This window comes from Pseudomonas sp. FP597, assembly GCF_030687435.1.
GTDB classification, from domain to species: domain Bacteria; phylum Pseudomonadota; class Gammaproteobacteria; order Pseudomonadales; family Pseudomonadaceae; genus Aquipseudomonas; species Aquipseudomonas lactucae.
The window spans coordinates 584960-607018 of sequence record NZ_CP117432.1 but is presented as its reverse complement, the minus strand read 5'-3'; the positions used below and the strand labels follow the sequence as shown (position 1 = coordinate 607018).

The 22059-nt window shown below is 62.1% G+C and carries 20 protein-coding genes and 1 riboswitch; of the genes, 7 read left to right on the top strand and 13 right to left on the bottom strand.

From position 1 onward, the window contains the following. Positions 1-51: 51 nt before the first annotated feature. Together PSH66_RS02655 and PSH66_RS02650 are read right to left on the bottom strand one after the other, a co-directional pair. Positions 52-501, bottom strand: a complete 450-nt coding sequence (locus PSH66_RS02655) for a DUF1249 domain-containing protein (RefSeq protein WP_003171323.1) — start codon at positions 499-501, stop codon at positions 52-54. Continuing rightward, positions 492-1109 carry an NUDIX domain-containing protein gene (locus PSH66_RS02650; protein ID WP_003171322.1) on the bottom strand — a complete coding sequence of 206 codons (618 nt, stop codon included), beginning with the start codon at positions 1107-1109 and terminating at the stop codon, positions 492-494. The genes PSH66_RS02655 and PSH66_RS02650 overlap by 10 nt, the downstream gene beginning before the upstream one ends. Positions 1110-1301: 192 nt before the next feature. Here PSH66_RS02650 and PSH66_RS02645 point away from each other — a divergent pair, with 192 nt between their 5' ends. Then, on the top strand, positions 1302-2039 hold the full coding sequence (locus PSH66_RS02645) for an RsiV family protein (protein ID WP_078823049.1): 738 nt from the start codon (positions 1302-1304) through the stop codon (positions 2037-2039). Here PSH66_RS02645 and cytX read toward each other — a convergent pair. Together cytX and thiC are read right to left on the bottom strand one after the other, a co-directional pair. Then, on the bottom strand, positions 2008-3297 hold the full coding sequence (cytX, locus tag PSH66_RS02640) for a putative hydroxymethylpyrimidine transporter CytX (protein ID WP_305428320.1): 1290 nt from the start codon (positions 3295-3297) through the stop codon (positions 2008-2010). The two genes, PSH66_RS02645 and cytX, sit on opposite strands and share 32 nt — an antisense overlap. Before the next feature lie 160 nt (positions 3298-3457). Next, positions 3458-5347 carry a phosphomethylpyrimidine synthase ThiC gene (gene thiC / locus PSH66_RS02635; protein ID WP_141063036.1) on the bottom strand — a complete coding sequence of 630 codons (1890 nt, stop codon included), beginning with the start codon at positions 5345-5347 and terminating at the stop codon, positions 3458-3460. A gap of 149 nt (positions 5348-5496) precedes the next feature. Then, positions 5497-5602, bottom strand: a riboswitch (TPP riboswitch). Between the two features lie 196 nt (positions 5603-5798). Between thiC and PSH66_RS02630 the strand changes: the two genes are divergently transcribed. Further along, the gene (locus PSH66_RS02630) at positions 5799-7238 is read left to right on the top strand and encodes a TolC family outer membrane protein (RefSeq protein ID WP_078731301.1); all 1440 of its coding nucleotides are present in this window, start codon (positions 5799-5801) and stop codon (positions 7236-7238) included. 14 nt (positions 7239-7252) lie between these two features. Here the strand turns inward: PSH66_RS02630 and waaA are convergent, their stop codons facing one another. Both waaA and PSH66_RS02620 read right to left on the bottom strand, forming a co-directional pair. Beyond that, a complete protein-coding gene (gene waaA, locus PSH66_RS02625; protein ID WP_305428319.1) occupies positions 7253-8530 on the bottom strand; it encodes a lipid IV(A) 3-deoxy-D-manno-octulosonic acid transferase in 1278 nt (425 codons plus the stop codon). Positions 8531-8553: 23 nt separating this feature from the next. Next, positions 8554-9444, bottom strand: coding sequence for a LysR family transcriptional regulator (locus PSH66_RS02620; RefSeq protein ID WP_003171318.1), 891 nt, complete (start codon positions 9442-9444; stop codon positions 8554-8556). 103 nt (positions 9445-9547) lie between these two features. On the opposite strand from PSH66_RS02620, the gene PSH66_RS02615 reads away from it, so the two are divergent. From PSH66_RS02615 to PSH66_RS02600, 4 genes are read left to right on the top strand one after another with little or no spacing between them, the layout of a single operon-like run. Further along, a complete protein-coding gene (locus tag PSH66_RS02615; RefSeq protein ID WP_003171317.1) occupies positions 9548-9883 on the top strand; it encodes a multidrug efflux SMR transporter in 336 nt (111 codons plus the stop codon). A 54-nt stretch (positions 9884-9937) separates the two neighbouring features. Beyond that, the gene (locus PSH66_RS02610; protein WP_003171316.1) at positions 9938-11107 is read left to right on the top strand and encodes an FAD-binding oxidoreductase; all 1170 of its coding nucleotides are present in this window, start codon (positions 9938-9940) and stop codon (positions 11105-11107) included. Then, positions 11104-11916: an aldo/keto reductase gene (locus PSH66_RS02605; RefSeq protein ID WP_078823042.1), complete on the top strand. Its 813-nt coding sequence runs from the start codon at positions 11104-11106 to the stop codon at positions 11914-11916. The genes PSH66_RS02610 and PSH66_RS02605 overlap by 4 nt, the downstream gene beginning before the upstream one ends. Before the next feature lie 41 nt (positions 11917-11957). After that, on the top strand, positions 11958-12917 hold the full coding sequence (locus tag PSH66_RS02600) for a hypothetical protein (RefSeq protein ID WP_003171312.1): 960 nt from the start codon (positions 11958-11960) through the stop codon (positions 12915-12917). A 62-nt stretch (positions 12918-12979) separates the two neighbouring features. Here the strand turns inward: PSH66_RS02600 and PSH66_RS02595 are convergent, their stop codons facing one another. From PSH66_RS02595 to PSH66_RS02580, 4 genes are all read right to left on the bottom strand, one after another. After that, positions 12980-13915, bottom strand: a complete 936-nt coding sequence (locus PSH66_RS02595; RefSeq protein ID WP_003171311.1) for an NAD-dependent epimerase/dehydratase family protein — start codon at positions 13913-13915, stop codon at positions 12980-12982. Then, positions 13908-15332: a bifunctional D-glycero-beta-D-manno-heptose-7-phosphate kinase/D-glycero-beta-D-manno-heptose 1-phosphate adenylyltransferase HldE gene (hldE, locus tag PSH66_RS02590; RefSeq protein WP_305428318.1), complete on the bottom strand. Its 1425-nt coding sequence runs from the start codon at positions 15330-15332 to the stop codon at positions 13908-13910. Before hldE ends, PSH66_RS02595 begins: the two co-directional genes overlap by 8 nt. Positions 15333-15452: 120 nt before the next feature. Further along, positions 15453-17261: a lipid A export permease/ATP-binding protein MsbA gene (gene msbA / locus PSH66_RS02585; protein WP_078731294.1), complete on the bottom strand. Its 1809-nt coding sequence runs from the start codon at positions 17259-17261 to the stop codon at positions 15453-15455. 8 nt (positions 17262-17269) lie between these two features. Next, a complete protein-coding gene (locus tag PSH66_RS02580) occupies positions 17270-18448 on the bottom strand; it encodes an O-antigen ligase (protein WP_305428317.1) in 1179 nt (392 codons plus the stop codon). A 148-nt stretch (positions 18449-18596) separates the two neighbouring features. Here PSH66_RS02580 and PSH66_RS02575 point away from each other — a divergent pair, with 148 nt between their 5' ends. Further along, positions 18597-19163 (top strand): hypothetical protein, encoded by a 567-nt coding sequence (locus tag PSH66_RS02575; protein ID WP_003171302.1) that lies wholly within the window; start codon positions 18597-18599, stop codon positions 19161-19163. On the opposite strand, the gene PSH66_RS02570 is transcribed toward PSH66_RS02575, so the two are convergent. From PSH66_RS02570 to PSH66_RS02560, 3 genes are read right to left on the bottom strand one after another with little or no spacing between them, the layout of a single operon-like run. Continuing rightward, on the bottom strand, positions 19152-20249 hold the full coding sequence (locus PSH66_RS02570) for a glycosyltransferase (RefSeq protein WP_003171301.1): 1098 nt from the start codon (positions 20247-20249) through the stop codon (positions 19152-19154). The genes PSH66_RS02575 and PSH66_RS02570 overlap by 12 nt on opposite strands. 39 nt (positions 20250-20288) lie before the next feature. Then, the gene (locus PSH66_RS02565; RefSeq protein ID WP_003171300.1) at positions 20289-21053 is read right to left on the bottom strand and encodes a glycosyltransferase family 2 protein; all 765 of its coding nucleotides are present in this window, start codon (positions 21051-21053) and stop codon (positions 20289-20291) included. A gap of 41 nt (positions 21054-21094) precedes the next feature. Next, positions 21095-22051, bottom strand: a complete 957-nt coding sequence (locus PSH66_RS02560) for a glycosyltransferase (RefSeq protein ID WP_305428316.1) — start codon at positions 22049-22051, stop codon at positions 21095-21097. Between the last annotated feature and the right edge of the window lie 8 nt (positions 22052-22059).

The window sequence follows — 22059 nt, the reverse complement described above, 5'->3', positions numbered from 1 at the left end:
GCTGGGGCAGGACACAAAGAGGAAACCCAGAGAAGCAAACGCAGTTCACATCTAGCGCACGACTTCAAACTCATGGCCCAAGGCCAGGCAGTGGCTCAACCATTCACCGAGGAACACATTGAGCTGTGCTTTCTCATCGGGCTGGTGCATGAACACATTCGGGTAAGGATAGATGCTGCGAAAGCGCCGCGCATGTTCGGCGCTGATCACCTCGGCCATGCGCGCGTCGTGATACACCTGCACTTCCAGTTGCGGCACCGGCAGCCACGGCAGGCTGTGCTCCTGGCGCACGCGCAAGGTGGTGGTGTACGGGCAATTGACGATGACTTCCAGGGCCAGCACGCCGAGCATCTGATCGCCGTGGGTCACTCCGATGCGCCGCGCCTCGGGCGCGTGGCGCATGTCGGGCAGCAGGCGCATCAGCCGCGCATAGTTGGCCTCGCAGGCCGCTTGCAGCCCGATCAGGTCGACTCGATAACGTTCCCGTGCCTTTACTGCCATAACCCCCTCACTTCCGCGCGATTAAGCGCAAGCCATTGCAGGGCGATAATGCTGGCTGCGTTGGAAATCCTGCCGTCGCGCACAGCTTGCAGGGCGTCTTCGAATGCCCAGACCGTCACGCGGATGTCTTCAGCCTCTTCTTCCAACCCATGGACGCCACCTGCCCCCGAGCTGTCGCAACGACCCAGGAACAAATGCACGAATTCGGTACTGCCGCCGGGCGACGGGAAATACTTGGTGATCGGCCACAGCGCGGAGAAGGTCAGCCCAGCTTCCTCCTCGGCTTCGCGGTGTGCAACCTCCTCCGGTTCTTCGTCCTTGTCGATCAGGCCGGCGACCATTTCCACCAGCCACGGATTATCGGTACGGCCCATGGCGCCTATGCGGAACTGCTCGATCAACACCACTTCATCACGCTGCGGGTCGTAGGGCAGCACGCACACGGCGTCATGACGGACGAAGACTTCACGGTTGATCACCCGGCTCATGCCACCGTCGAATTTCTCGTGACGCAGTTGCACGCGATCAAGCTTGTAGAAGCCCTTGTAGGCATTTTCGCGCTGAACGATTTCAATCGTGCTCGGCGTCGACTTTGCAAAGTCCGTCATATCCCTTCCTCGTTATGCCTGGGCAATTCGCGCCATCCTAACGCGCTCCTGCCCCTTGGCGCAGCCCCTTTCCGGTTGCCGGGATAGACGGCGGGCGTCAAATTCACTCTAATGAGCTTAGTGGCGAACTGACTGCCTTGCCGGTAGTCGAAGCTGCACAATTTCGCTCTTATCGATAGACGAAGGACTTCCATGTCGCTGTTAAAAATCGCCTCCGTGACCTGCATCGCCCTAACCCTCGGCGCCTGTCAAAGCCTGTTCCAACCCAGCTGGCGCACCCCGCTGGAGGCCACCCGTGACACCACCGAACAAACTCGGCCGGGTTGTGCCAGCGCCGATTGCGCGCTGGTAAATATCGACACCGTGCACTTTGCCAAGGAACCCAAGCTGGACGCGCTGATCGAACAGCGCCTGCTGGAAATGACCGGCGCCAACCCGCTGCCGACCAGCCTGGAGACGTATCGCGAGCAATTCCTGAAAACCGCCGCGCCGAACAACAGCATGTACTTGCAGGCCAAAGTACGTGAGCAGCATGACGGCTTGGTGATCATCGAGTTGTCCAGCTATCTGGACCAGGGCGCCACCCATGGCGAGCCGGGCCGCGCGTTCATCAACTATTCGCGCCAGCAGCAAAAGGCCCTGTCACTCACCGACATGCTGCTGCCGGGCAAGGAAGACGCGTTCTGGAAAGCCGCCCAGGTGGCGCATAACAGCTGGCTGATCAGCACCCGCCTGAGCCTGGAAGCGGAATTCGTCAAAAAATACCCCTTCCAGAAAACCCCGAACGTGGCGCTGACCTACGGTGGCGTGATCCTCAAGTACCCCACCACCACCATCGCGCCGTACGCCCTGGGCCATGTCGAGTTGCAGATCCCCTACTCGCGCCTCGACGGCATCCTCAGGCCTGAGCTGGTGCCCGCACGCCGCTGAAGGCCCGACCCAGGATGAACTGCAACAGCCCTGCCAGCACCAGCGCCGGCAGGGTTGCGCCAACATCCGGGTAGAGGTTGGCCAGCAGATGATAGGTGGCGATGCCTCCCAACCAGGCCAGCAGCGCCGGCCAACGCAGGCCGGTGAGCACGCCCTGGCCACGGCGGCGCAGGACGAAATGATCCATCAGCACCACGCCGAACAGCGGCGCGAACACCGAACCGATCAACAGCAGGAAGTTCTGGTACTGCGCCAACGGGGCAAAACAGGCGATCAAGGTGCAGATCACGCCAATTGCCAATGCCAGGTGCTCGACCTTCAAGCGCAATAGAATCCCGCTGGACACCGCCGCCGAGTGGATATCGGCAAACGCGTTCTCCGACTCATCCAGCAGGATCAGCAACAGCGGAATCCCCAGGCCCGCGCCGGCCAGCGCCAGCAACAGCGCATTCACCTCACCGCTCGGCGCAAACGCCAGGGTATAGGCCACGCCCAGGCTCATCAGCCAGAAATTACCGATAAAGAACCCCAGCGCGGTGCCGCCGAACACGCTTTTGGCGCGTTTGCCGAAACGTGAGTAGTCGGCGATCAACGGCAACCACGACAGCGGCATGGCGATGGCAATATCAAAGCCCACCGCAAACGGCATCGAACCGTCACCGGCCTGGGCCCAGAGCGCGGCCAGGTCAGCCTTGGCGAACAGGTTCCAGGTCAACCACAGGCACGCGCCGAGCAGCAGCCAGATGCCCCATTTGCGCAAAATCTGGCGCACGAAGGTCAGTGGGCCACTGACCGCCAACAACGTCGCCAAGCCACCGAAAAACAGCGTCCACACCAACGGGCTGGCCATCAGGCTGGCATCGCTGAACGCCCGCGCGCCCAGGAGGCTGGCGGCATCGCGCATGACGATGATTTCAAACGAGCCCCAGCCGATCAGTTGCAGCAGGTTCAGCAGCGCCGGCAGGCTGGCACCCTTTGCGCCGAGGCTGAGCTTGAGCGCGGCCATGGCGGACAGGCCGGTGTCACTGCCGATCACGCCGACGGCGGCCAGCAACAGCACGCCCACCAGCGTGCCGAGGAAAATCGCCAGCAAGGCGCCGGACAGGCCCAGGCCCGGCGCGAGCAAAGCGCCGGTTTGCAGGACCATCAGGCCGATGCCGAGGGAAAACCACAGGGAGAACAGGTCGCGGGCGCCGAAGACGCGTTTGTCAGCAGGCACCGCGATGTCGGGGGAGTAGGTGCTGGGTTGAATGTTCAAGGGTGTTGTCTCTGAGGAACATTTGTTGTTTGGGAGATAGCAATCGGGGGCAAGGCCCCTCCCACACTTGAATGTGTTCGCAATTCAAAATGTGGGAGGGGCGGTGCGACGATTCGACTTGCCCCCGATGACGGCGGTACAGGCACCGCCTGTCTCTGGATCAGACCTTCTTGTACAGCTGACTACCTTCCTGCTTGAACCGCTGCGCCTGCTCCGCCAAGCCCTTGGCCACGTCCACATCCACCGCATCAATGCGCTGGTTGGCCGCGTACTCGCGCACTTCCTGGGTGATTTTCATCGAGCAGAACTTCGGCCCGCACATGGAGCAGAAGTGCGCGACCTTGGCCGAATCCTTCGGCAGGGTTTCATCGTGATAGGAACGCGCGGTGTCCGGGTCCAGGCCGAGGTTGAACTGGTCTTCCCAGCGGAACTCGAAGCGCGCCTTGCTCAAGGCGTTGTCGCGGATCTGCGCGCCTGGGTGGCCTTTGGCAAGGTCGGCGGCATGGGCGGCGATCTTGTAGGTGATGATGCCGGTCTTTACGTCATCCTTGTTCGGCAGGCCCAGGTGTTCCTTGGGCGTGACGTAGCAGAGCATGGCGCAGCCGAACCAGCCGATCATCGCCGCACCGATACCGGAGGTGATGTGGTCGTAGCCCGGCGCGATGTCGGTGGTCAGCGGGCCGAGGGTGTAGAACGGCGCCTCGTCGCAGCACTCCAGTTGCTTGTCCATGTTCTCCTTGATCAGTTGCATCGGCACGTGGCCGGGGCCTTCGATCATGGTTTGCACGTCGTGCTTCCAGGCGGTCTTGGTCAGCTCGCCGAGAGTTTCCAGCTCGCCGAATTGCGCGGCGTCGTTGGCGTCGGCAATCGAACCGGGGCGCAGGCCGTCGCCGAGGGAGAAGCTGACGTCATAGGCCTTCATGATTTCGCAGATTTCGTCGAAATGCGTGTAGGTGAAATTCTCTTTATGGTGCGCCAGGCACCACTTGGCCATGATCGAACCGCCACGAGAAACAATACCGGTGACGCGCTTGGCCGTCAGCGGCACGTAGCGCAGCAGGACCCCGGCGTGGATGGTGAAGTAGTCGACGCCCTGCTCGGCCTGTTCGATCAGGGTGTCGCGGAACAGCTCCCAGGTCAGGTCTTCGGCGGCACCGCCAACCTTTTCCAGGGCCTGGTAGATCGGCACGGTACCGATCGGCACCGGCGAGTTGCGGATGATCCACTCGCGGGTTTCGTGGATGTGCTTGCCGGTGGACAGGTCCATCACCGTGTCCGAGCCCCAGCGAATGCCCCAGGTGAGTTTCGCCACTTCTTCTTCGATGGACGAACCCAGGGCGCTGTTGCCGATGTTGCCGTTGATCTTCACCAGGAAGTTACGGCCGATGATCATCGGTTCCAGTTCGGTGTGGTTGATGTTGGCCGGGATGATCGCGCGGCCGCGGGCGATTTCTTCGCGTACGAATTCGGGGGTGATGATTTTCGGCACGCTGGCGCCGAAGCTGTAGCCAGCGTGTTGCTGGTCGAGCAGGCCGCTGGCGCGGGCTTCTTCAAGCTTCATGTTTTCGCGGATGGCGACGTATTCCATCTCGGCGGTGATGATGCCTTTGCGCGCGTAATGCATCTGGGTGACGTTGGCACCGGCCTTGGCGCGGCGCGGGTTTTTCACGTGGGCGAAACGCAAGGCGGTCAGTTCGGCATCGCTCAGGCGCTGTTGGCCGAAGTGCGAAGTGAGGCCAGGCAGGCGCTCGGTGTCGCCACGCACTTCGATCCAGGGTGAGCGCACATCGGCCAGGCCTTTGCGCACGTCAATGATCACGTTGGGGTCGGTGTAGGGGCCGGAGGTGTCATACACCACCACTGGCGCGTTGATCTCACCGCCAAAATCGGTAGGCGTCACATCCAGGCTGATTTCGCGCATCGGCACGCGGATATCCGGGCGAGTGCCCTGTACGTAGATTTTTTGCGAGCGGGTAAAGGGTTGCACAGAGCCTGCGTCGACCTTGGCCGACTCACTCAAATGCACGGTGTTTTTTGGTTTTGTGCTCATCACGGGCTCTCCAACTTATCCAGGCGGTGGATTGTTGTCGGAGCGAACCTGAGACGGACGGACGCACTGGAAGCAGTGCTGTGCTCAATACAAGAGGACTGTTCGATTGTCGAACAGCATCCCGGACGAAGCACAAGAGGACTCGCCGGGTGACGAGAAATCTTGTTCCCTACGCAGGCGCTAACCTGATCAGGTTCAACGGGATCCGGTATTTACCGATCTCAGCCTTCCAACAAGGCACCCCGACAAGAACCCGGCCAGTCTAGACCAGGGTGGGGGCAAATTGCCAACGGCGGTGCGTTCAGCGTGATGAATGGCGTGATTACAGGATTGTTGCGCCGGGATCTCACCACTACACTCGTGTGCTGCCTCAATGCTTGACGCCAGGATTGGCCAGCCGTAGCCTTGAGCGCTAAATTATCATCGTAATATTCATACTAGGGATCGCCTCATGCTGCGCAAACTCTCACTGGCTGTTGCCGTGTCTTGTGCGACCAACGGAATGGTCTGGGCAGCTGAAGCGCCCTTGTCCGCCAGAACCGATCTGGTCAGCGTCTACCAGGAGGCCGTCGACAACAACGCCGACCTGGCCGCCGCGCGCGCCCAGTACGGCGCGCAAAAGGAAGTAGTGCCCCAGGCCCGGGCCGGCTTGCTGCCGAATCTATCGGGGGGGGCCGATATCAACAATGTGCGTACCCAGATCGACACACCCGCGGCCACCGCCAACCGCGATGCGCACTCCTGGCGCGCCACCCTGAGCCAGCCGCTGTTTCGCGCCGACCGCTGGTTCCAGCTGCAAGCCGCCGAAGCCGTCAACGAACAGGCCGCGCTGCAACTGTCGGCCACCGAACAGAACCTGATCCTGCAAAGCGCCGAAAATTACTTCGCCGTGCTGCGCGCCCAGGACAACCTGGCCTCTACCAAGGCCGAAGAAAATGCCTTCAAGCGTCAATTGGACCAATCCAACGAACGCTTCGACGTGGGCCTGTCGGACAAGACCGACGTGCTGCAATCCCAGGCCAGCTACGACACCGCACGGGCCAACCGCATCCTTGCGCAGCGTCAGGTGGAAGACGCCTTCGAAGCGCTGATCACCCTGACCAACCGGCAATACAATTCGATTCAGGGCATTGTCCATACGCTGCCGGTATTGCCACCGCTGCCGAACGACGCCAAGGCCTGGGTTGAAACCGCCGGCCGCCAGAACCTGAACCTGCTCGCCAGCAACTACGCCGTGACCGCCGCCGAAGAAACCCTCAAGCAGCGCAAGGCCGGGCATGCGCCGACCCTGGACGCGGTGGCGCAGTATGAAAAAGGCGATAACGATGCCCTCGGCTTCAGCAACCCGAATGCCTTCGGCACGCCGTATCGTGGCGATGTGGAACAACGCACCATCGGCTTGCGCCTGAGCATCCCGATCTACAGCGGCGGGCTGACCAGTTCGCAGGTGCGTGAATCCTACTCGCGCCTGGGCCAGACCGAGCAGCAACGCGAAGGCCTGCGCCGCCAGGTGGTGGAAAACACCCGCAACCTGCACCGCGCGGTGAACACCGATGTGGAGCAGGTGCAGGCGCGCCGGCAGTCGATCATCTCCAACCAGAGCGCGGTGGAAGCCACGGAAATCGGTTACCAGGTGGGCACGCGCAACATCGTCGACGTGCTCGACTCCCAGCGCCAGCTGTACGCGTCGGTGCGCAACTACAACAACAGCCGCTACGACTACATCCTCGATAACCTGCGCTTGAAGCAGGCGGCGGGTACGTTGAATCCGGGGGACCTGCAGGATCTGGCACGCTACCTCAAGGCCGACTACAACCCGGACAAGGACTTCCTGCCACCGGACCTGGCCAAAGCCGCGGCCGAACAGCTCAAGGCTCGCCCAGGCTACTGAACACCCTCCCACAGTCAGCGACTTAGCAGTCTGCCCAGCCCATCCAACAACCGCTTCAGCGCGCCCTGGTTCGCCTGCATCACCTTAAGCCCCGCCTGCGCCATCCTGCGGGCGTCCTGCGGCAGCTCGAACAGCTGCCGCACGGCTTCGGCCAGCCCGTCGGCGTCATCCACTTCGCGCAACGCCCCGGCGTCACGCAGCATTGCGGTGATTTCGAGGAAGTTGAATACATGCGGCCCCATGATCACCGGCTTGGCCAGTGCCGCCGGCTCCAATGGGTTATGCCCGCCGGTTGCGACCAGGCTGCCGCCGACGAAGGCGCTGTCTGCCAGGGCGTACAGAAACAGCAGTTCGCCCATGGTATCGCCAAGCAACACTGAGGTGCCCGCGTTCACAGGCTCACCCGTGGAACGGCGCACCGTGGCAAAACCCTGCTGCTCGCACAACTCGAACATCGGCCCGAAGCGCTCTTGGTGACGCGGCACCAGAATCAGCAACGCATTGGGATAGTTGGCGAGCAGCTGACGATGCGCCGCCAACACCACCTCATCTTCACCTTCGTGCGTACTCGCGGCGATCCACACCGGACGCTCGCTGGCGCCCCACTGCTCGCGCAAGGCGGCGGCCCGCTCCAGTAGTTGCGGGTCGATGGTCAGGTCGAACTTGATCGAGCCCGTCACCTCCACCGTTTCCGGCCGGGCGCCCAGGCTCAGGAAACGCTCGGCCTCGGTCTGCGTCTGCACGGCGAACAAACTCATTTGCGCCAGCATCGGCGCCGTCAGCCTGGCAAACCGCCCATACCCCTTGGCCGAACGCGCCGACAGCCGCGCATTGGCCAGCGCCACCGGAATGTTGCGCCGGGCACAGGCGTGGATATGGTTGGGCCACAGCTCGGTCTCCATGATCACTGCAAGCCTGGGCTGCACGTGGTCGAGAAAACGCTTGGCGGCGCAAGGCAAGTCATAGGGTAAATAGCAGTGCTGGATACGCGGCTCATTGGCGAACAACGCCTGGATACGCTCCGAACCGGTGGGCGTCATGCAGGTGACGGTTACTGGAAGCTGTGGATACCGTTCCAGTAGCCCACGGATCATGGGCGCTGCGGCAATGCTTTCGCCCACTGACACGGCATGCACCCAGATCCCGCCAGGCTGCATGGCCGGCAAGCCGTAGGAAAACCGCTCACCGACACGCTTGGCATAAGCCGGTGCCTTGCGCGCACGCAGCCATAGACGTAAAGCCACCAACGGCAGCGCCAGGTAAAACAGACAGCTGTAGAGAGTTCTATTCATGGCGGCGGAGTTTATCGGCTTTTTCAGTCAATGGCCCGCAGGCACTCGGCAAAACGTTGGGCGAGAAATTGTGCGGCGGGGCCGAGGGGCTCGTCGCGGCGCCACACCAACTCGACCACCAGCGCCGGCGGCGTCCATTCGCTGTCGAGTTCGACCATGTGGTCTTGATAGGCGGGGTACTGCACCACATGCCGAGGCAACCAGGCCCAGCCCAGGCCGCGCATCAACCATTCGGCCAGTACATAGAAGCTGTCGGCACGCCACACCTGTGGGCTGGCGGCTTCGCTACCGGGGTAAACGCTGGTCTGGGTCGACATCAGCAACTGCCGAAACTGCGCCAGGCGCTGGCAATCCACGGTATTTCGCGCCGCCAAGGGGTGGTTGCGCCCGCACACGGTGACCATCTCGACACTGCCCACCACCCTGCGCTCCAGCGCTTCCGGGATCTGGTCGTGATAGAACAACATGCCCAGGTCAGCCTTGCGCTCCACCAGCTTGCGGGCGACATCGCCCTGTGCGGCGCTGGAAAGCTGCACCTCCAGGTTCGGAAATTTCCCGGCCAGGGCATCCAGGCTGTCGAGTACCGGCTGGTACAGCATCGCCTCGTCCTGGGCCAGGCGCAGGCAGGCTTCTTCGCCGCGCATCAACGACAGCGCCCGGCCGTTGAGGCGCTCGCATTGGCGCAACACTTCTCTGGCCTCTTCGAGCAGCACGGCTCCGGCTTCGGTAAGGCGGGGCTGACGGCCGCTGCTACGGTCAAACAGGCTCACGCCCAAGTCGGCCTCCAGCAAGGCAATCCCATTGCTCACCGCCGATTGGGCCTTGTGCTGCCCGCGCGCCACCGCCGAAAACGAGCGCTGCTCGGCAACACTCACAAACAGCCGCATCTGCTCCAGGTTCCACTGTACGCTCATGCCACAACCTATCTTCAATTCGGATAGGTAATGACTTTACCGCATCTGAGCAACCTCTAGAATAGCGGCCATATCAAAGCGCTCTACACCGAGGAACAACGCCATGAACATCGCTTACTACTACCTGGCCATTGCCATTTGCTCGGAAGTGATCGCCACCGTTTCCATGAAAGCCATCAAAGGCTGGAGCACACCCATCCCGCTGCTGTTGGTGATCGTCGGCTACGGCGTGGCCTTCTGGATGCTGACGCTGGTGGTCCGTACCGTGCCGGTGGGCGTGGCCTACGCGGTGTGGGCCGGGATGGGGATCGTGATGGTCAGCATCGCGGCGCTGTTTATCTACGGGCAAAAGCTCGACGTGCCGGCAATGCTGGGGATGGGCCTGATTGTGCTGGGCGTTGTGGTGATTCAGCTGTTCTCGAAAACCGCCGGGCACTAGAAAAGCAGCGCGCTATACTAGCGTCCCTTTTTCTACGCCAGAGGTCCCGCGCGCATGTCTATTTCCACCGACGTTCTGATTGTCGGCGCCGGGGTTGCCGGCCTTTGGCTGAATGCGCGCCTGCGCCGCCAGGGCTTTTCCACGGTAGTGGTGGAAAGCGCCACCTTGGGTGGCGGGCAGAGCGTGAAGTCCCAGGGCATCATTCACGGTGGCGCGAAATACGCCCTGCATGGCGCCCTCACCGGCGCCTCCGAAGCGATTGCCGATATGCCGCGCCGCTGGCGCGAAGCCCTGGCCGGTACCGGCGAGCTGGACCTGTCCGGCGTGCGCGTGCTGTCCCAGGCCCATTACCTGTGGTCCCCTGGCACGCTCGCCGGCAACCTCACCAGCTTTTTCGCGAGCAAGGCCGTGCGCGGCCGGGTCGACCAGGTCAAGGGCGACGATTTGCCGCCGGCACTGCAGGACCGCCGCTTCAAGGGCAAGGTGTATCGCCTGGCGGAACTGGTGGTGGATGTGCCCAGCGTGATCAACCGCCTGGCGCAATTGGCCGGTGACGGCCTGCTCGCCGGGCAACACATCGAACCGCTGCGCGAAGGCGACACCTTGGTAGGCTTGAAGGTCGATGGCCGCGAGATCCGCGCCCAACGCATCGTACTGAGCGCCGGCGGCGGCACCGCCGACGTGTTGGCCGCCCTGGGCCTGAGCCAGCCGGCCATGCAGACCCGCCCACTGCACATGATCATCGCCAAAGGCCCAGGCCTGAAGCCGTTGTACGCTCACTGCCTGGGTGGCGGCACCAAACCGCGCCTGACCGTGACCACTCACCCCGCGGCCGATGGCAACTGGGTGTGGTACATGGGCGGCGATATCGCCGAGGCCGACGGTGTGGCGCGCACCCCCGACGAACAAATCGCCACCGCGCGCAGAGAACTGGCGCAACTGCTGCCGTGGATCGACATGAGCCAGACTCAGTGGACCACCCTGCGCGTCGAACGGGCCGAACCGCTGCAGTCGGGCCTGAGCCGTCCCGACAACGCTTTCCTCGCTGAAAACGACCGCCTGCTGGTGGGCTGGCCGACCAAGCTGGCCCTGGCGCCGGACTTCGCCGATCGAGTAATCAACAGCCTCGAACGTGACGGCATCCACCCAAGCGTAACAACACCGCTACCCGACCTGCCAAAACCCACCATCGGCGTACCGGCTTGGGAGCAACTGTTGCCATGAGCCTGCCGACCTTGCACGACCTGCATCGCCCCCTGGGCAGTACCGGCCTGCTGGTTTCGCCACTCGGCCTGGGCACCGTGAAGCTGGGCCGCGACCAAGGGGTGAAGTACCCCAGCGGCTTCCAGATTCCCGACGACGATGAAGCGCGGATGCTGCTGCGCCAGGCACGTCAACTGGGCATCAACCTGATCGACACTGCGCCTGCCTACGGGCGCAGCGAAGAACGCTTGGGGCCGCTGTTACGCGGCCAGCGCAAGGACTGGGTGATCGTCAGCAAGGTCGGCGAAGAGTTCGACGATGGCGTGTCCCGCCACGATTTCAGCGCTGCCCATACACGCCTGTCGATCGAGCGCAGCCTGAAACGATTGGAAACGGATTTTATCGACCTGGTGCTCGTGCATTCCGACGGCAACGACCTGCATATCCTCAACGACTGCGAGGTTTACCAAACCCTGGCGCAGTTGAAGCAAGAGGGTAAGATTCGTGGTTTCGGTTTCTCCGGCAAAACCGTCGAAGGCGGCGTGAAGGCGCTGGAGCAGGGTGATTGCGCGATGGTCACCTACAATTTGAACGAACAGGCCGAGAAAGCCGTCATTGATTACGCGGCGGCCCATGGCAAGGGCATCCTGGTCAAAAAGGCGCTGGCCAGCGGCCATGTCTGCCTGGAGCCTGGAATGGATCCAATACACGCCAGTTTCATGCTGTTGTTTGCGCAAACGGGCGTTGCCAGTGCTATTGTCGGGACCATCAATCCGCTGCACCTGGCCCATAACGTGGCAACCGCCGCCAAGGTCATTCGTCAACTCTGATGCCGCCGACGCGGCCGACCCCGTCGCACAAAGGAGCCGACATGCCGCGAACGCTCATTAGAAAAAACCCGAGCAACTTTAAAACACTGCCGCTGCACGTCGAAGCCACACCCGAAGGCCTGAGCTACCAAAGCGTGGGCATGCCGCTCAACTTCGCCCAGACCCTGCAACGACGCAAGCCGGTCGACGTGCCAGACCCTGAACGCTTCGCCGTTGAACTGGCAAACCTCGGCGTGTCGGTGCGACTGACCCTGCACTGGCAAAATCGCGACTACTGGGTACTGGTGCGCCAGCGTCGCCAGGACCGTGGCGATGTGGTGCTCAAGCTGATCTCCGGCTACGTCCCGGCCCATGAACTGAACCTGCCGCTGCACACCGCCATTCAGGAAATTGCCGAGGAGTGTCTGCTGGAAACGCCCGAAGGTTGGCTTGGCGGACGCTTCAATGACACCTGGCTACCCGCGCCCTACTCCGCCGCGCTGCATTACCGCGAAGCGCTGCCGTTTCGCTTGAGCCCGCTGTCTGGCGCGGCCCGCCCGGTGCGTTGCGCCACCACCCAATTGATCGAGCGGCCACGGGCCTACGTGCATTTGCCCACGGCATCGCTGCAACTGATTTATGACCTGCGCCTGGAAGTGCCCAAGGAAGCCAAATCCTTGAGCCTGTTCCATGTGGACGAACGCTTGGAGGGCGACCAGTTGGTAGCGCGCCTTGATCGCAAGCGGCCGGACCTGTACCTGATGCCGCTCAAAGATGGCCAGCCCCTGCCGGAGCTTTACACCGTCAAGAAAGACCAGCTGTACCCGGCCAGCACACGGGGCCTGTATCTGGCAGAAAGCTTCGCCCAGCAGGAAGGCTGGCTGGTACGCGAGGAACGTATTCGCTGGAAGGATTGGCTGAGGCAGCAAGGGCTGGCGGAGCCTGAGAAAGAATCGAAATTGAAGGGTTTGGCACGGCGGGTACTGCGCAAGATTGTGCCGAAGAAAAAGGCCAAGGGCTAAAGACTGATGGACCAGGACCCAACTGTGGGAGGTGGCGTGCCCCTCCCACAGTTGGATCGCGGTCAGCCGTTAAGCAATCGTTCCAGCCCGACCTTCAACGGCGTAGGTTCCGGCAACGTGAAGCTCGCCAACAACCGCTGGTTGTTCGCTCGCGAATGCCGGATGTCCCCCGAACGCGCAGCCCCGTAGGTCACGACAGGCAGCGCGCCCAGCGCGTCTTCCAAGGCCTGCAACACCTGCTTGAGCGTGGTGGTGCGGTTCCAGCCTACGTTGATCGCGCCCAAAGGTGCATCCGGCGCTTCGATGGCCTGCACCAATACGTCCACCAGGTCTTCCACGTACATGAAGTCACGGGTCTGCTCGCCATCGCCAAACACGGCAATCGGCAAGCCCTGCCGGGCCCGCTCGCAGAAGATGCTGATCACACCGGAGTACGGCGATGACGGGTCCTGGCGCGGCCCGAAGATATTGAAGAAGCGGAAGATCACCGGCTCCAGAGCATGCTGGCGGCGGTAGAAATCAAAGTAGTGCTCACCGGCCAGTTTGTCCGACGCATAGGGCGTCAACGGTGCCTTGGTGGTCTCTTCATCGATGGAAGCACCTTCGCCATTGTTGCCGTACACCGCTGCGCTGGACGCATACACCACGCGCTTGACGCCCGCCTTGCGCATGGCTTCGCAGACATTCAGGGTGCCGACGAAATTGCTCTGGTGCGTGCTGACCGGGTCATCCACCGACGCCTGCACCGACGCCACCGCCGCCAGGTGCACCACGGCCATCGCGCCGACGGCGGCACGCGCCACCAGCTCGGCATCGGCCACGTCACCTTCGATCAGCTCGACACGCGGGTTATCCAACGCCAGGTTGCCGCGCTTGCCCGTCGACAGGTTGTCCAGCACACGCACGGCATAGCCATTGGCGAGCAACGCGTCGACCAGGTGCGAGCCAATAAAGCCCGCGCCGCCGGTGATCAGAACCCGTGGTTCAGCCTTACTCATTGTTGCGGATCTTCTCGACAATCGCCGTGGTCGAGCTGTTCTCAACCAGGCCCAGCACTTTGACCGTTCCGCCGTAGGCGCTGACGATATCGGCGCCGACCACTTGGTCGACGGAGTAGTCGCCGCCTTTGACCAGCACGTCCGGCTTGACCTGGGCCAGCAGGTTTTCCGGCGTGCCTTCAGGGAAACTGATCACCCAGTCCACCGCCCCCAACCCGGCCAGCACGGCCATGCGCCGGTCGACGCTGTTGATCGGACGGCCCGGCCCTTTCAGGCGGCTGACCGATGCGTCGTCGTTGACCGCAACGATCAGGCGATCGCCTTGGGCGCGAGCCTGCTCCAGGTACGTCACGTGCCCGGCGTGCAGGATGTCGAAGCAACCATTGGTGAACACAATGCTTTCGTTGTGTGCGCGCGCATCGTCAATCGCCAGCAGCAGTTGCTCGATGGTCAGCACACCGCGCTCCGAGCCTTCGGAGCGCTGGATGGCCCGTCGCAGTTCGGGCGCGCTGATGGCCGCAGTACCCAACTTGCCGACCACGATGCCCGCCGCCAGGTTGGCCAGGGCCACGGCGTGGGGCAGTTCTTCGCCGGCCGCGATGGAGGCGGCCAGGGTGGAAATCACGGTGTCGCCGGCGCCGGTGACGTCGAACACTTCACGGGCACGTGCCGGCAGGTGCATCGCCGGGTGACCGGGACGCAGCAGGGTCATGCCGTGTTCGCCACGGGTCACCAGCAGGGCGCCGAGGTCGAGATCGGCCATCAACGCGGCACCTTTGCTCACCAGCTCATGCTCGTCGGCACACCCGCCAACGATGGCTTCGAACTCGCTGAGGTTCGGCGTGATCAAGCTGGCGCCTCGATAAATCGAGAAGTCCTTGCCCTTGGGATCGGCCAGCACCGGAATGCCCTTGGCCTTGGCGGCCTGGATGAGCATCTGGTGATTCTTCAACGCGCCCTTGCCGTAATCGGACAGCACCAGCACCTTGACGCCTTCGAGCAGCTCGTCGACCTGCTCACTGAGGACCAGGGCGTCGGTGGCGAAAGGTTCTTCGAAATCGATACGCAGCAATTGCTGGTGGCGACTCATGACCCGCAGCTTGACGATGGTCGGCTGGTGCGCAATGCGCTGGAACAGCGCACGCACGCCGGCACCGCGCAGGCTGTTGGCCAGGCTATCGGCGGCTTCGTCGTCGCCGGTCACCCCCACCAGGGAGGCCGGGGCACCGAGAGCGGCGATGTTGAGGGCAACGTTGGCAGCGCCGCCTGGACGGTCTTCGATTTGCTCGACCTTGACTACCGGTACCGGCGCCTCAGGGGAAATCCGTGAGGTACCACCATGCCAGTAACGGTCGAGCATGACATCGCCGACCACCAAGACAGGGGCTTGATCGAATCGCGGCATGGACAACTTCATGGAGCAACCCACTACAAAAAATGAACAGGGGCGCGATATTAGCACAGGGTGAGCGCCGCCCAACTCCGGCGCGTTCACCCTGTTTTCAGAAACACGGGGCGCGTTGCACGCCCCGGCGCGTCAAGTGATGTTTTGGGTGGCCGGTTCATCCAGCCCCATGGCGTGCAGGCGCGAGTAATAGCCGCCCATGGCCAGCAATTGGACGTGTGTCCCACGCTCGACAATTTCGCCGTGGTCCATCACCAGAATCAGGTCGGCCTTCTCGATGGTCGACAAGCGATGCGCGATCACCAGGGTGGTACGCCCTTTCATGACCTTGTCCAACGCCGCCTGGATATGCCGCTCGGACTCGGTATCCAGCGCCGACGTCGCCTCATCGAGGATCAGCAGCGGCGCGTTTTTGAGCAGGGCGCGGGCGATTGCCAGGCGCTGGCGCTGGCCACCGGAGAGCAACACACCGTTCTCACCGACTTCGGTGTCCAGGCCTTTGGGCAACTCGGCGATGAAGTCCATGGCGTAGGCATCGGCGGCGGCTTTTTCGATGTCGGCACGCGGTGCGTCGGCCAGGTCGCCGTAGGCGATGTTGTTGGCCACGGTATCGTTGAACAGGGTGACATGCTGGGTCACCTGGGCCACATGCCGACGCAGGTTGCGCAGGCGATAGTCTTCGATTTCCACCTCATCGAGCAGGATTTCGCCTGCTTCGTGGTGATAGAAACGCGGGATCAGGCTGGCCAGTGTCGACTTGCCGCTGCCCGAGCGCCCGACCAGGGCGATCATCTGCCCCGGCTCCGCGCTGAAGGAGATGTTCTTGAGCACCTCGCGTTCGGTTCCCGGGTAAGTGAAGCTCAGGTTGCGCACGTCAAGGCGGCCGCTGACGCGGTCACGCTCAACTGTGCCGGTGTCGACCTCAGGCTCTTCATCCAACTGCTCGAAGATGCTCTCGGCACCCGCCACGCCTTTCTGGATCGTCGAGCTGACTTCGGACAGCTGGCGGATCGGCTTGGGCAACAGGCCCGCCGCGGTGATGTAGGCCACCAGGTCACCGGCCGTGGCGTCGCCGCGCAGCAGCAATACCAGGAACATCAGCGTGGCCATGGCGGTGTAGATCACCAGTTGCAGCATCGGGGTGTAGACCGCGCCGGTCTTGTTCATGCGCAGTTGCTTGTCGGTGTTGCCTTGGCTGGCGGCGGCAAAGCGGCGCTCTTCATAGCCTTCGCCACCGAAGCTGCGCACCACGCGGTAACCCTGAATGGTTTCCGAGGCCACGTGTGTCACGTCACCCATCGCCACCTGGATTTTCTTGCTCTGCTTGCGAAATTTCTTGCTGGTGCTGCCGACCATGATCGCGATCAGCGGCAGGATCGCCAGCATCACCAGGGTGAGTTTCCAGTTCATCCACAGCAGGTAGCCGAACAGGAACACCACCGTCAGGCCCTCGCGGATCACGACCTTGATCGCATCCGTGGCCGCGCCGGTGACCATGGTCACGTTGAAGGTGATACGGGAAATCAGATGCCCCGAGTTATGGGTATCGAAATAACGGTTGGGCAGCACCAGCAGCTTGTTGAACAACTGCACGCGCAAGTCATGCACCAGGCCCAGGGACACCTTGGCCAGGTAGTAGTTGCCCAGGAAGGAACCCAGCCCTTGCCACGCAGCGATCAGGATGATCAGCAACGGCACGGCCATCAGCAGTTTCAAGTCCTTGAACAACGGGACCTTGGGCATGAACACCACGTCGGGATTGCTCAGGCCATCCACGAAGTATTTGAGGATCCCGGCGAGCATCGGCTGGGTGGACGCAAAGATCACGAAGCCCACGATACTCAGCAAGAACATGCCGATGTAGGGTTTCACATAGCCCAGCAGCCTGAGATAGATTTTCAGGCTGGACTCCTGGTCCGCTTTGGGCGGGGCGTCACTCATGGTCAAGCTCACTGATGGGATGGGACGCGAACTTTATCACAAGCGTCGGGTTTGGCCCGAGCCCAGACCAAAACACTGGCCAGCGCGATCGGCAGCCAGGAGATGAACCACTCGGCCCGTGGCGTACCGGTCAGGCTGGCGGCATCGAACTGCATGGCCAGGAACGAGAACACCCAGACGCCGATCACGCCCTTGCCGTAAAGCGTGTCGCGCGCCTTCCAGGCCTGCCACAGCACGCCGAACCACAGGCAGCACCACAGCAGCAGGCCCGGCAGGCCCAGCTCGATCGTCACATGGGTGAACAGGTTGTGGGAGTGATCGAAATAGAGGTTATCGGCAAACACCCTGTACTCGCCGCCCAGGCCCAGCCCGGTCCAGGGACGCTCGCTGATCATCTGCATGGCCGCCATGAAGATCTGTGGCCGGTAGGACACGCCACGGGACAGCATCAACGACTGCATGGCGAAGAACACCGCCAGCGCCGCCACCGCCGCACCAATGGCAATCACGCTGGAGCGACGGTCGCGGCACCAGGCGGGCATGGCGACGATGGTCAACAACAACGCCAGTGCCGCGCCGCGGCTTTGGCTCAGCACCACGAACAGCCCAAGAAGCCCGATGGCCAGCGCCCAGCCCACCTGCATCCAGCGGCCACGCGGCATCCAATGCAGCAGCCAGACCGCCGCCACGCCAATCACATAGGCGCCCAGGATCGGATGGGACAACTCACCCAGGCCTTCGAGGCGGGCGTACCAGACGTTGTGCTCCAGGCCGTAGAACTTGATGATCGCCACCAATGACGACAACGCCAGGCCAGCACCGCCCCATTGCATCACGCGGATGACCTGCTCGGTTCGGCCACAGGCAAACACCGGGAAAAACAGCAGGAACACGCCGATATACAACAGGCGCTTGGCCTCGCGCGAAGGGTCGTGGGCGTTGGTCCATGTCAGGCTGATCATGCCCCAGGCCGCCAGCAACACCACCATCACGCACAGCCAGCGCTGTTCACGCCAGACCTCCTTGAGTCGTTCTCGCGCCGCCCAGGCAAACACCATGGCCGGCAACCAGAGAAACAGTGTCAGCCCTTGTTGATAAAGCTTGTTGGTCGGTGCGAAGGCAATTGCCAGCAAAAACCAAAGCAGCCCCAAAATCATCCATACCTGCGCCCCACGACTTGCCTGCATCACCCGCTCCTGAATACGTTCAACCTGCCACCCCGGCATGGTTAAAACCCAAAACTTTCGGCATTATTGCCGATCACTGTGCCCGCGACTCCCACAAGGCTTTCCGACGATGCAATGTTCAAGGCTTCCCCAAGCCGATTTAAACGCGATGATTGACGGTGCCAAAATCCTCGAAAAGGACAGCTACGGCCCCAAAGTCTACCTGCTGACCGACGGGAATATCCTTAAACTGTTTCGCCGCAAGCGTCTGTTTTCGTCCGCGCTGTTTCGCCCCTACTCCAAACGGTTCATCGACAACGTGGCGCAATTGCAGCAGCGCGGCATTCCAACCTTGACCGTACTGGCGTTCTACCAATTGACAGCTCCCGGCATGACGGCCGTGCTGTATCGCCCGTTGCCAGGGGAAACGTTGCGCCAGATTTCCAACCAGGAAGGTTTTGACTGGCAGACGAACCTCGACCCGCTGGTGGCGCTTATTCGCCGCCTGCACGGCGCGGGGATCTACTTTCGCTCCCTGCATCTGGGCAACATCGTGGTCACGCCCGATAACGAGATGGGCCTGATCGACGTGGCTGACATGCGTTTTCTGCGCGCGCCGCTGAACCCGGAACTCGCGCGGCGCAACCTGCAACACTTCGCACGCTATATTGCTCGTGAGAAGCTGAACGAACGCTTTCCAATGCAAGCATTGGAGCAAGCGCTGCTAGCGGCATGAGAACAGCCGCCGGGTAGTCTGTGTGAACTCGTCCCAGGCCTGGTCCGGTGCCAGCACCCGCGACTGAGCCTCGACGACCTGCGCACCGGACGTCGCGAACGCACGCGCCATAAGGTCGCCCCACGCGGCTGCATCATCGGCGGGGGCGTACCAGCCGGCGTCCCCCAGTTGCTCGCGGAACACCGCCAGTTCACTGGTCAGCACGGGAACGCCGGCCATCACCGCTTCCTGCAGGATCAGTCCCAAGCCCTCTTCGGTTGACGGAATCGCCACCCAGTCAAACGCCCGGTAAAGGGTCGCCGCCTCAGGCAGGTGTCCCGCAAGCGTCACCTTGCCCTGCAAACCAAGCTGCTCGATACGCGCCTCAAGCGCTTCCCGAGCCGGCCCTTCGCCAATGATCACCAAGCGTGCGTGCGGTTTATCGGCCGACACACCGGCAAAGGCCTCCAGCAAACACGCAAACCCCTTGCCCTCGACCAACCGACCGACCGCGCCCAGCACCGGCGAGCCCGTCAACGGCAACTCCAGACGCGTTCGCGCCTGTTCGCGGGACAACGCCGCCGCTCGGAAAGCGGCAGGGTCGAAGGCACTGCGCAACACCGCCACCGGCCGCTGCAGATGACGCTCAAGTGCGTCGGCCAGGGTCTGCGACACTGCGGCCAGCGTGAGTTGCGACGCGGGAAACTGCGCCACCAGTTGTTGATCAGCGCGGCGCAAACGCGTGGCGCCATGAAAGATCACCACAGCGCGCACGTGCGGCAAACGCTTGAGTACCGGTAAGAGCACGCGTGCGACACCGATGCCGTCAAGCAGTACAACCTGCACGTCCTCAGGCAAGGCCTTCTGGAAACGTGCGCGCATCCAGGGCATCAGCAACTTCCACAGGTGCCGCCCCTTGAGCCTCGCAGAGGAAAGGTTCCACTCCACGGCCTGTTCGACCAGGCCCTCACTGTCGGTCGCGCGGCCTTGAAGCAACCAGGTGTGCACAGGTACGCCGCTGTCTGCGTGGGACAGTATTTGCTGATGAACCTTCTGCACCGAAGCAAATGCAGTACCACCAGCCCACATGACGTTGAGGATACTCATCAAAAAAACCTTATGCGGCGTGGGTATGACTAATCGGGTCTACAGATGGATCAACCAACCGATGCCGACCCCAAGGACCAGCATGACCGCCAGCTTGATCCGCTCTCGCCGCTTGCGTCGCGCTTTGGTCAAGCGCTCTTCCGCCGTCGACACATGCAAACCGAAACCGGTATGCAGGACCGCATCGCCTTCCAGGGTCACGGCCGCCAGGTTCAACTGTGCGTAACGCTTGGAAAGCCCCTTCTCGCCCGCGAACCCCGCATAGGGCGCGCACAAGCGGTACTCCTTGATCCGCCGCAGGCCAGGGTTCAGCGAGAACCCCTGCCACTCGGGCTTGTCGGACAGCAACGGATAACACGGCACCCCGCCGATCACTTCGCGCGGCCCCAGATGAATATAGGGGCTGTGCACCTGCAAGTCGTACACATAGTTGCGCAACCAGACCTGGAGAATATCGGGACGCTGCTCCAGTACCGTCTTGGAGTCCTCGACAAAACCCGGTCGATAAAACGCCCAGTCATCCTCGCAATGGAAGATGTAGGGCGTCTTGACCGACGCGTAAGCCAGGTCGATGGATGCCAGTTGCCCAAGCTTTGGCCGGTTGACGAAAAAAGTACAATGACTGCGCCAGTGTTCGGGAATCGCCAGACGTACCGCGTCGTCACCGGCGTCTTCGGTAATCAGGACTTCACGGATATCCGCCGTGTTGAACAGGTCGAAGCTCTCAAGCGTGCGCTTCAACAAATCGAAACGGCCGCAACTGGTGACGACAAGCGTTATGTCGCTCTGATCTGAGAATTGCATCCAAGCCTCGATAATATTATATGGCCGTCATTTGGCCTTAATCACATGCCCAGTTTCAGGCGCAGCCTTTCCATCAAGCTCAATGGAGCACGCGCCCGCAGCGGGGGAGCAAGTGCCTCGACAATGCGCTGGCCAATACGTGCAAAACTGAACTCGCTCACAGCCAGCGTTTGCCCGCTGCGCGCAATGTCCGCGGCCAACTGCGGATTGGCGCGCAAGATCGCGAGCTTTTCCTGCAATTGAGGGATGTCCTTGTAGAACACCACATTGACCATGTCTTTGAAACCCAGCGCCGCGTTTTCCGCCGCGCCCTGGTCAAATGCCAGCAACACGCAGCCGCAGGCCATGGCCTCGAAATTCTTGATCATGTATTCGCCCATGCCCACATCGGCACTGACGAAAAAACGGATGCGGTTGAGGGTCGCGCAGTATTCCTCACCGGATTTGGTGCGCGTCACCACCAAAGGTTCAACCTTGGCCAGCTCATCGAGCAACGCCTTGCGACCACTGTAGGCCACGCTGTTGGTACTGCCGACAAACGCCAGTTCGATGTCCCGCTCACGATCCTGTGGCTGCAGCAGTGCCTGGTCGTAGCCCTTGGGCACGAACACCGCGTCGAAGCCTTCGGCGCGCAGGCGCTCGGTGACCATGTACCCCGAGCTGATCACCCGCGCCCAGGGCAAGCGGCGGTAGTGCGCACTGAACTTGCCGGTGTATTTGCACGGGATGTAGTTCTGATAGGCATCGTGTTCGAGGATCACCAGGTTCGGGATGGTGCGGATAAAACCGGCCTGGCGAATCTCCTGTTTGAAGCGCAGGAAGAACACAATGCGGTCATAGCGGCTCACATCGACTTCACGCCGGAAATATCCGCGCAGGTTGCGTTGCTCGTCACTGCTCAACCAGCGGGTATCGCATTCGCAGTGTTCGGCAATGCCGTCGTACAAGCGATCCAGAATGGCGCGCTGTTCTTTCTGGACCAGAAACAAAACTCTCATGACTTTTC

What these genes read in the sequence shown, in the direction of transcription:
- PSH66_RS02645 (WP_078823049.1), top strand. Translation starts at nt 1,302, where the DNA reads ATGTCGCTGTTAAAAATCGCCTCCGTGACCTGCATCGCCCTAACCCTC.
- PSH66_RS02560 (WP_305428316.1), bottom strand. Translation starts at nt 22,051, where the DNA reads ATGAGAGTTTTGTTTCTGGTCCAGAAAGAACAGCGCGCCATTCTGGAT.
- PSH66_RS02570 (WP_003171301.1), bottom strand. Translation starts at nt 20,249, where the DNA reads ATGAGTATCCTCAACGTCATGTGGGCTGGTGGTACTGCATTTGCTTCG.
- msbA (WP_078731294.1), bottom strand. Translation starts at nt 17,261, where the DNA reads ATGAGTGACGCCCCGCCCAAAGCGGACCAGGAGTCCAGCCTGAAAATC.
- PSH66_RS02650 (WP_003171322.1), bottom strand. Translation starts at nt 1,109, where the DNA reads ATGACGGACTTTGCAAAGTCGACGCCGAGCACGATTGAAATCGTTCAG.
- thiC (WP_141063036.1), bottom strand. Translation starts at nt 5,347, where the DNA reads ATGAGCACAAAACCAAAAAACACCGTGCATTTGAGTGAGTCGGCCAAG.
- PSH66_RS02600 (WP_003171312.1), top strand. Translation starts at nt 11,958, where the DNA reads ATGCCGCGAACGCTCATTAGAAAAAACCCGAGCAACTTTAAAACACTG.
- PSH66_RS02630 (WP_078731301.1), top strand. Translation starts at nt 5,799, where the DNA reads ATGCTGCGCAAACTCTCACTGGCTGTTGCCGTGTCTTGTGCGACCAAC.
- waaA (WP_305428319.1), bottom strand. Translation starts at nt 8,530, where the DNA reads ATGAATAGAACTCTCTACAGCTGTCTGTTTTACCTGGCGCTGCCGTTG.
- PSH66_RS02615 (WP_003171317.1), top strand. Translation starts at nt 9,548, where the DNA reads ATGAACATCGCTTACTACTACCTGGCCATTGCCATTTGCTCGGAAGTG.
- PSH66_RS02605 (WP_078823042.1), top strand. Translation starts at nt 11,104, where the DNA reads ATGAGCCTGCCGACCTTGCACGACCTGCATCGCCCCCTGGGCAGTACC.
- PSH66_RS02565 (WP_003171300.1), bottom strand. Translation starts at nt 21,053, where the DNA reads ATGCAATTCTCAGATCAGAGCGACATAACGCTTGTCGTCACCAGTTGC.
- PSH66_RS02580 (WP_305428317.1), bottom strand. Translation starts at nt 18,448, where the DNA reads ATGCAGGCAAGTCGTGGGGCGCAGGTATGGATGATTTTGGGGCTGCTT.
- PSH66_RS02610 (WP_003171316.1), top strand. Translation starts at nt 9,938, where the DNA reads ATGTCTATTTCCACCGACGTTCTGATTGTCGGCGCCGGGGTTGCCGGC.
- PSH66_RS02655 (WP_003171323.1), bottom strand. Translation starts at nt 501, where the DNA reads ATGGCAGTAAAGGCACGGGAACGTTATCGAGTCGACCTGATCGGGCTG.
- hldE (WP_305428318.1), bottom strand. Translation starts at nt 15,332, where the DNA reads ATGAAGTTGTCCATGCCGCGATTCGATCAAGCCCCTGTCTTGGTGGTC.
- PSH66_RS02595 (WP_003171311.1), bottom strand. Translation starts at nt 13,915, where the DNA reads ATGAGTAAGGCTGAACCACGGGTTCTGATCACCGGCGGCGCGGGCTTT.
- PSH66_RS02575 (WP_003171302.1), top strand. Translation starts at nt 18,597, where the DNA reads ATGATTGACGGTGCCAAAATCCTCGAAAAGGACAGCTACGGCCCCAAA.
- PSH66_RS02620 (WP_003171318.1), bottom strand. Translation starts at nt 9,444, where the DNA reads ATGAGCGTACAGTGGAACCTGGAGCAGATGCGGCTGTTTGTGAGTGTT.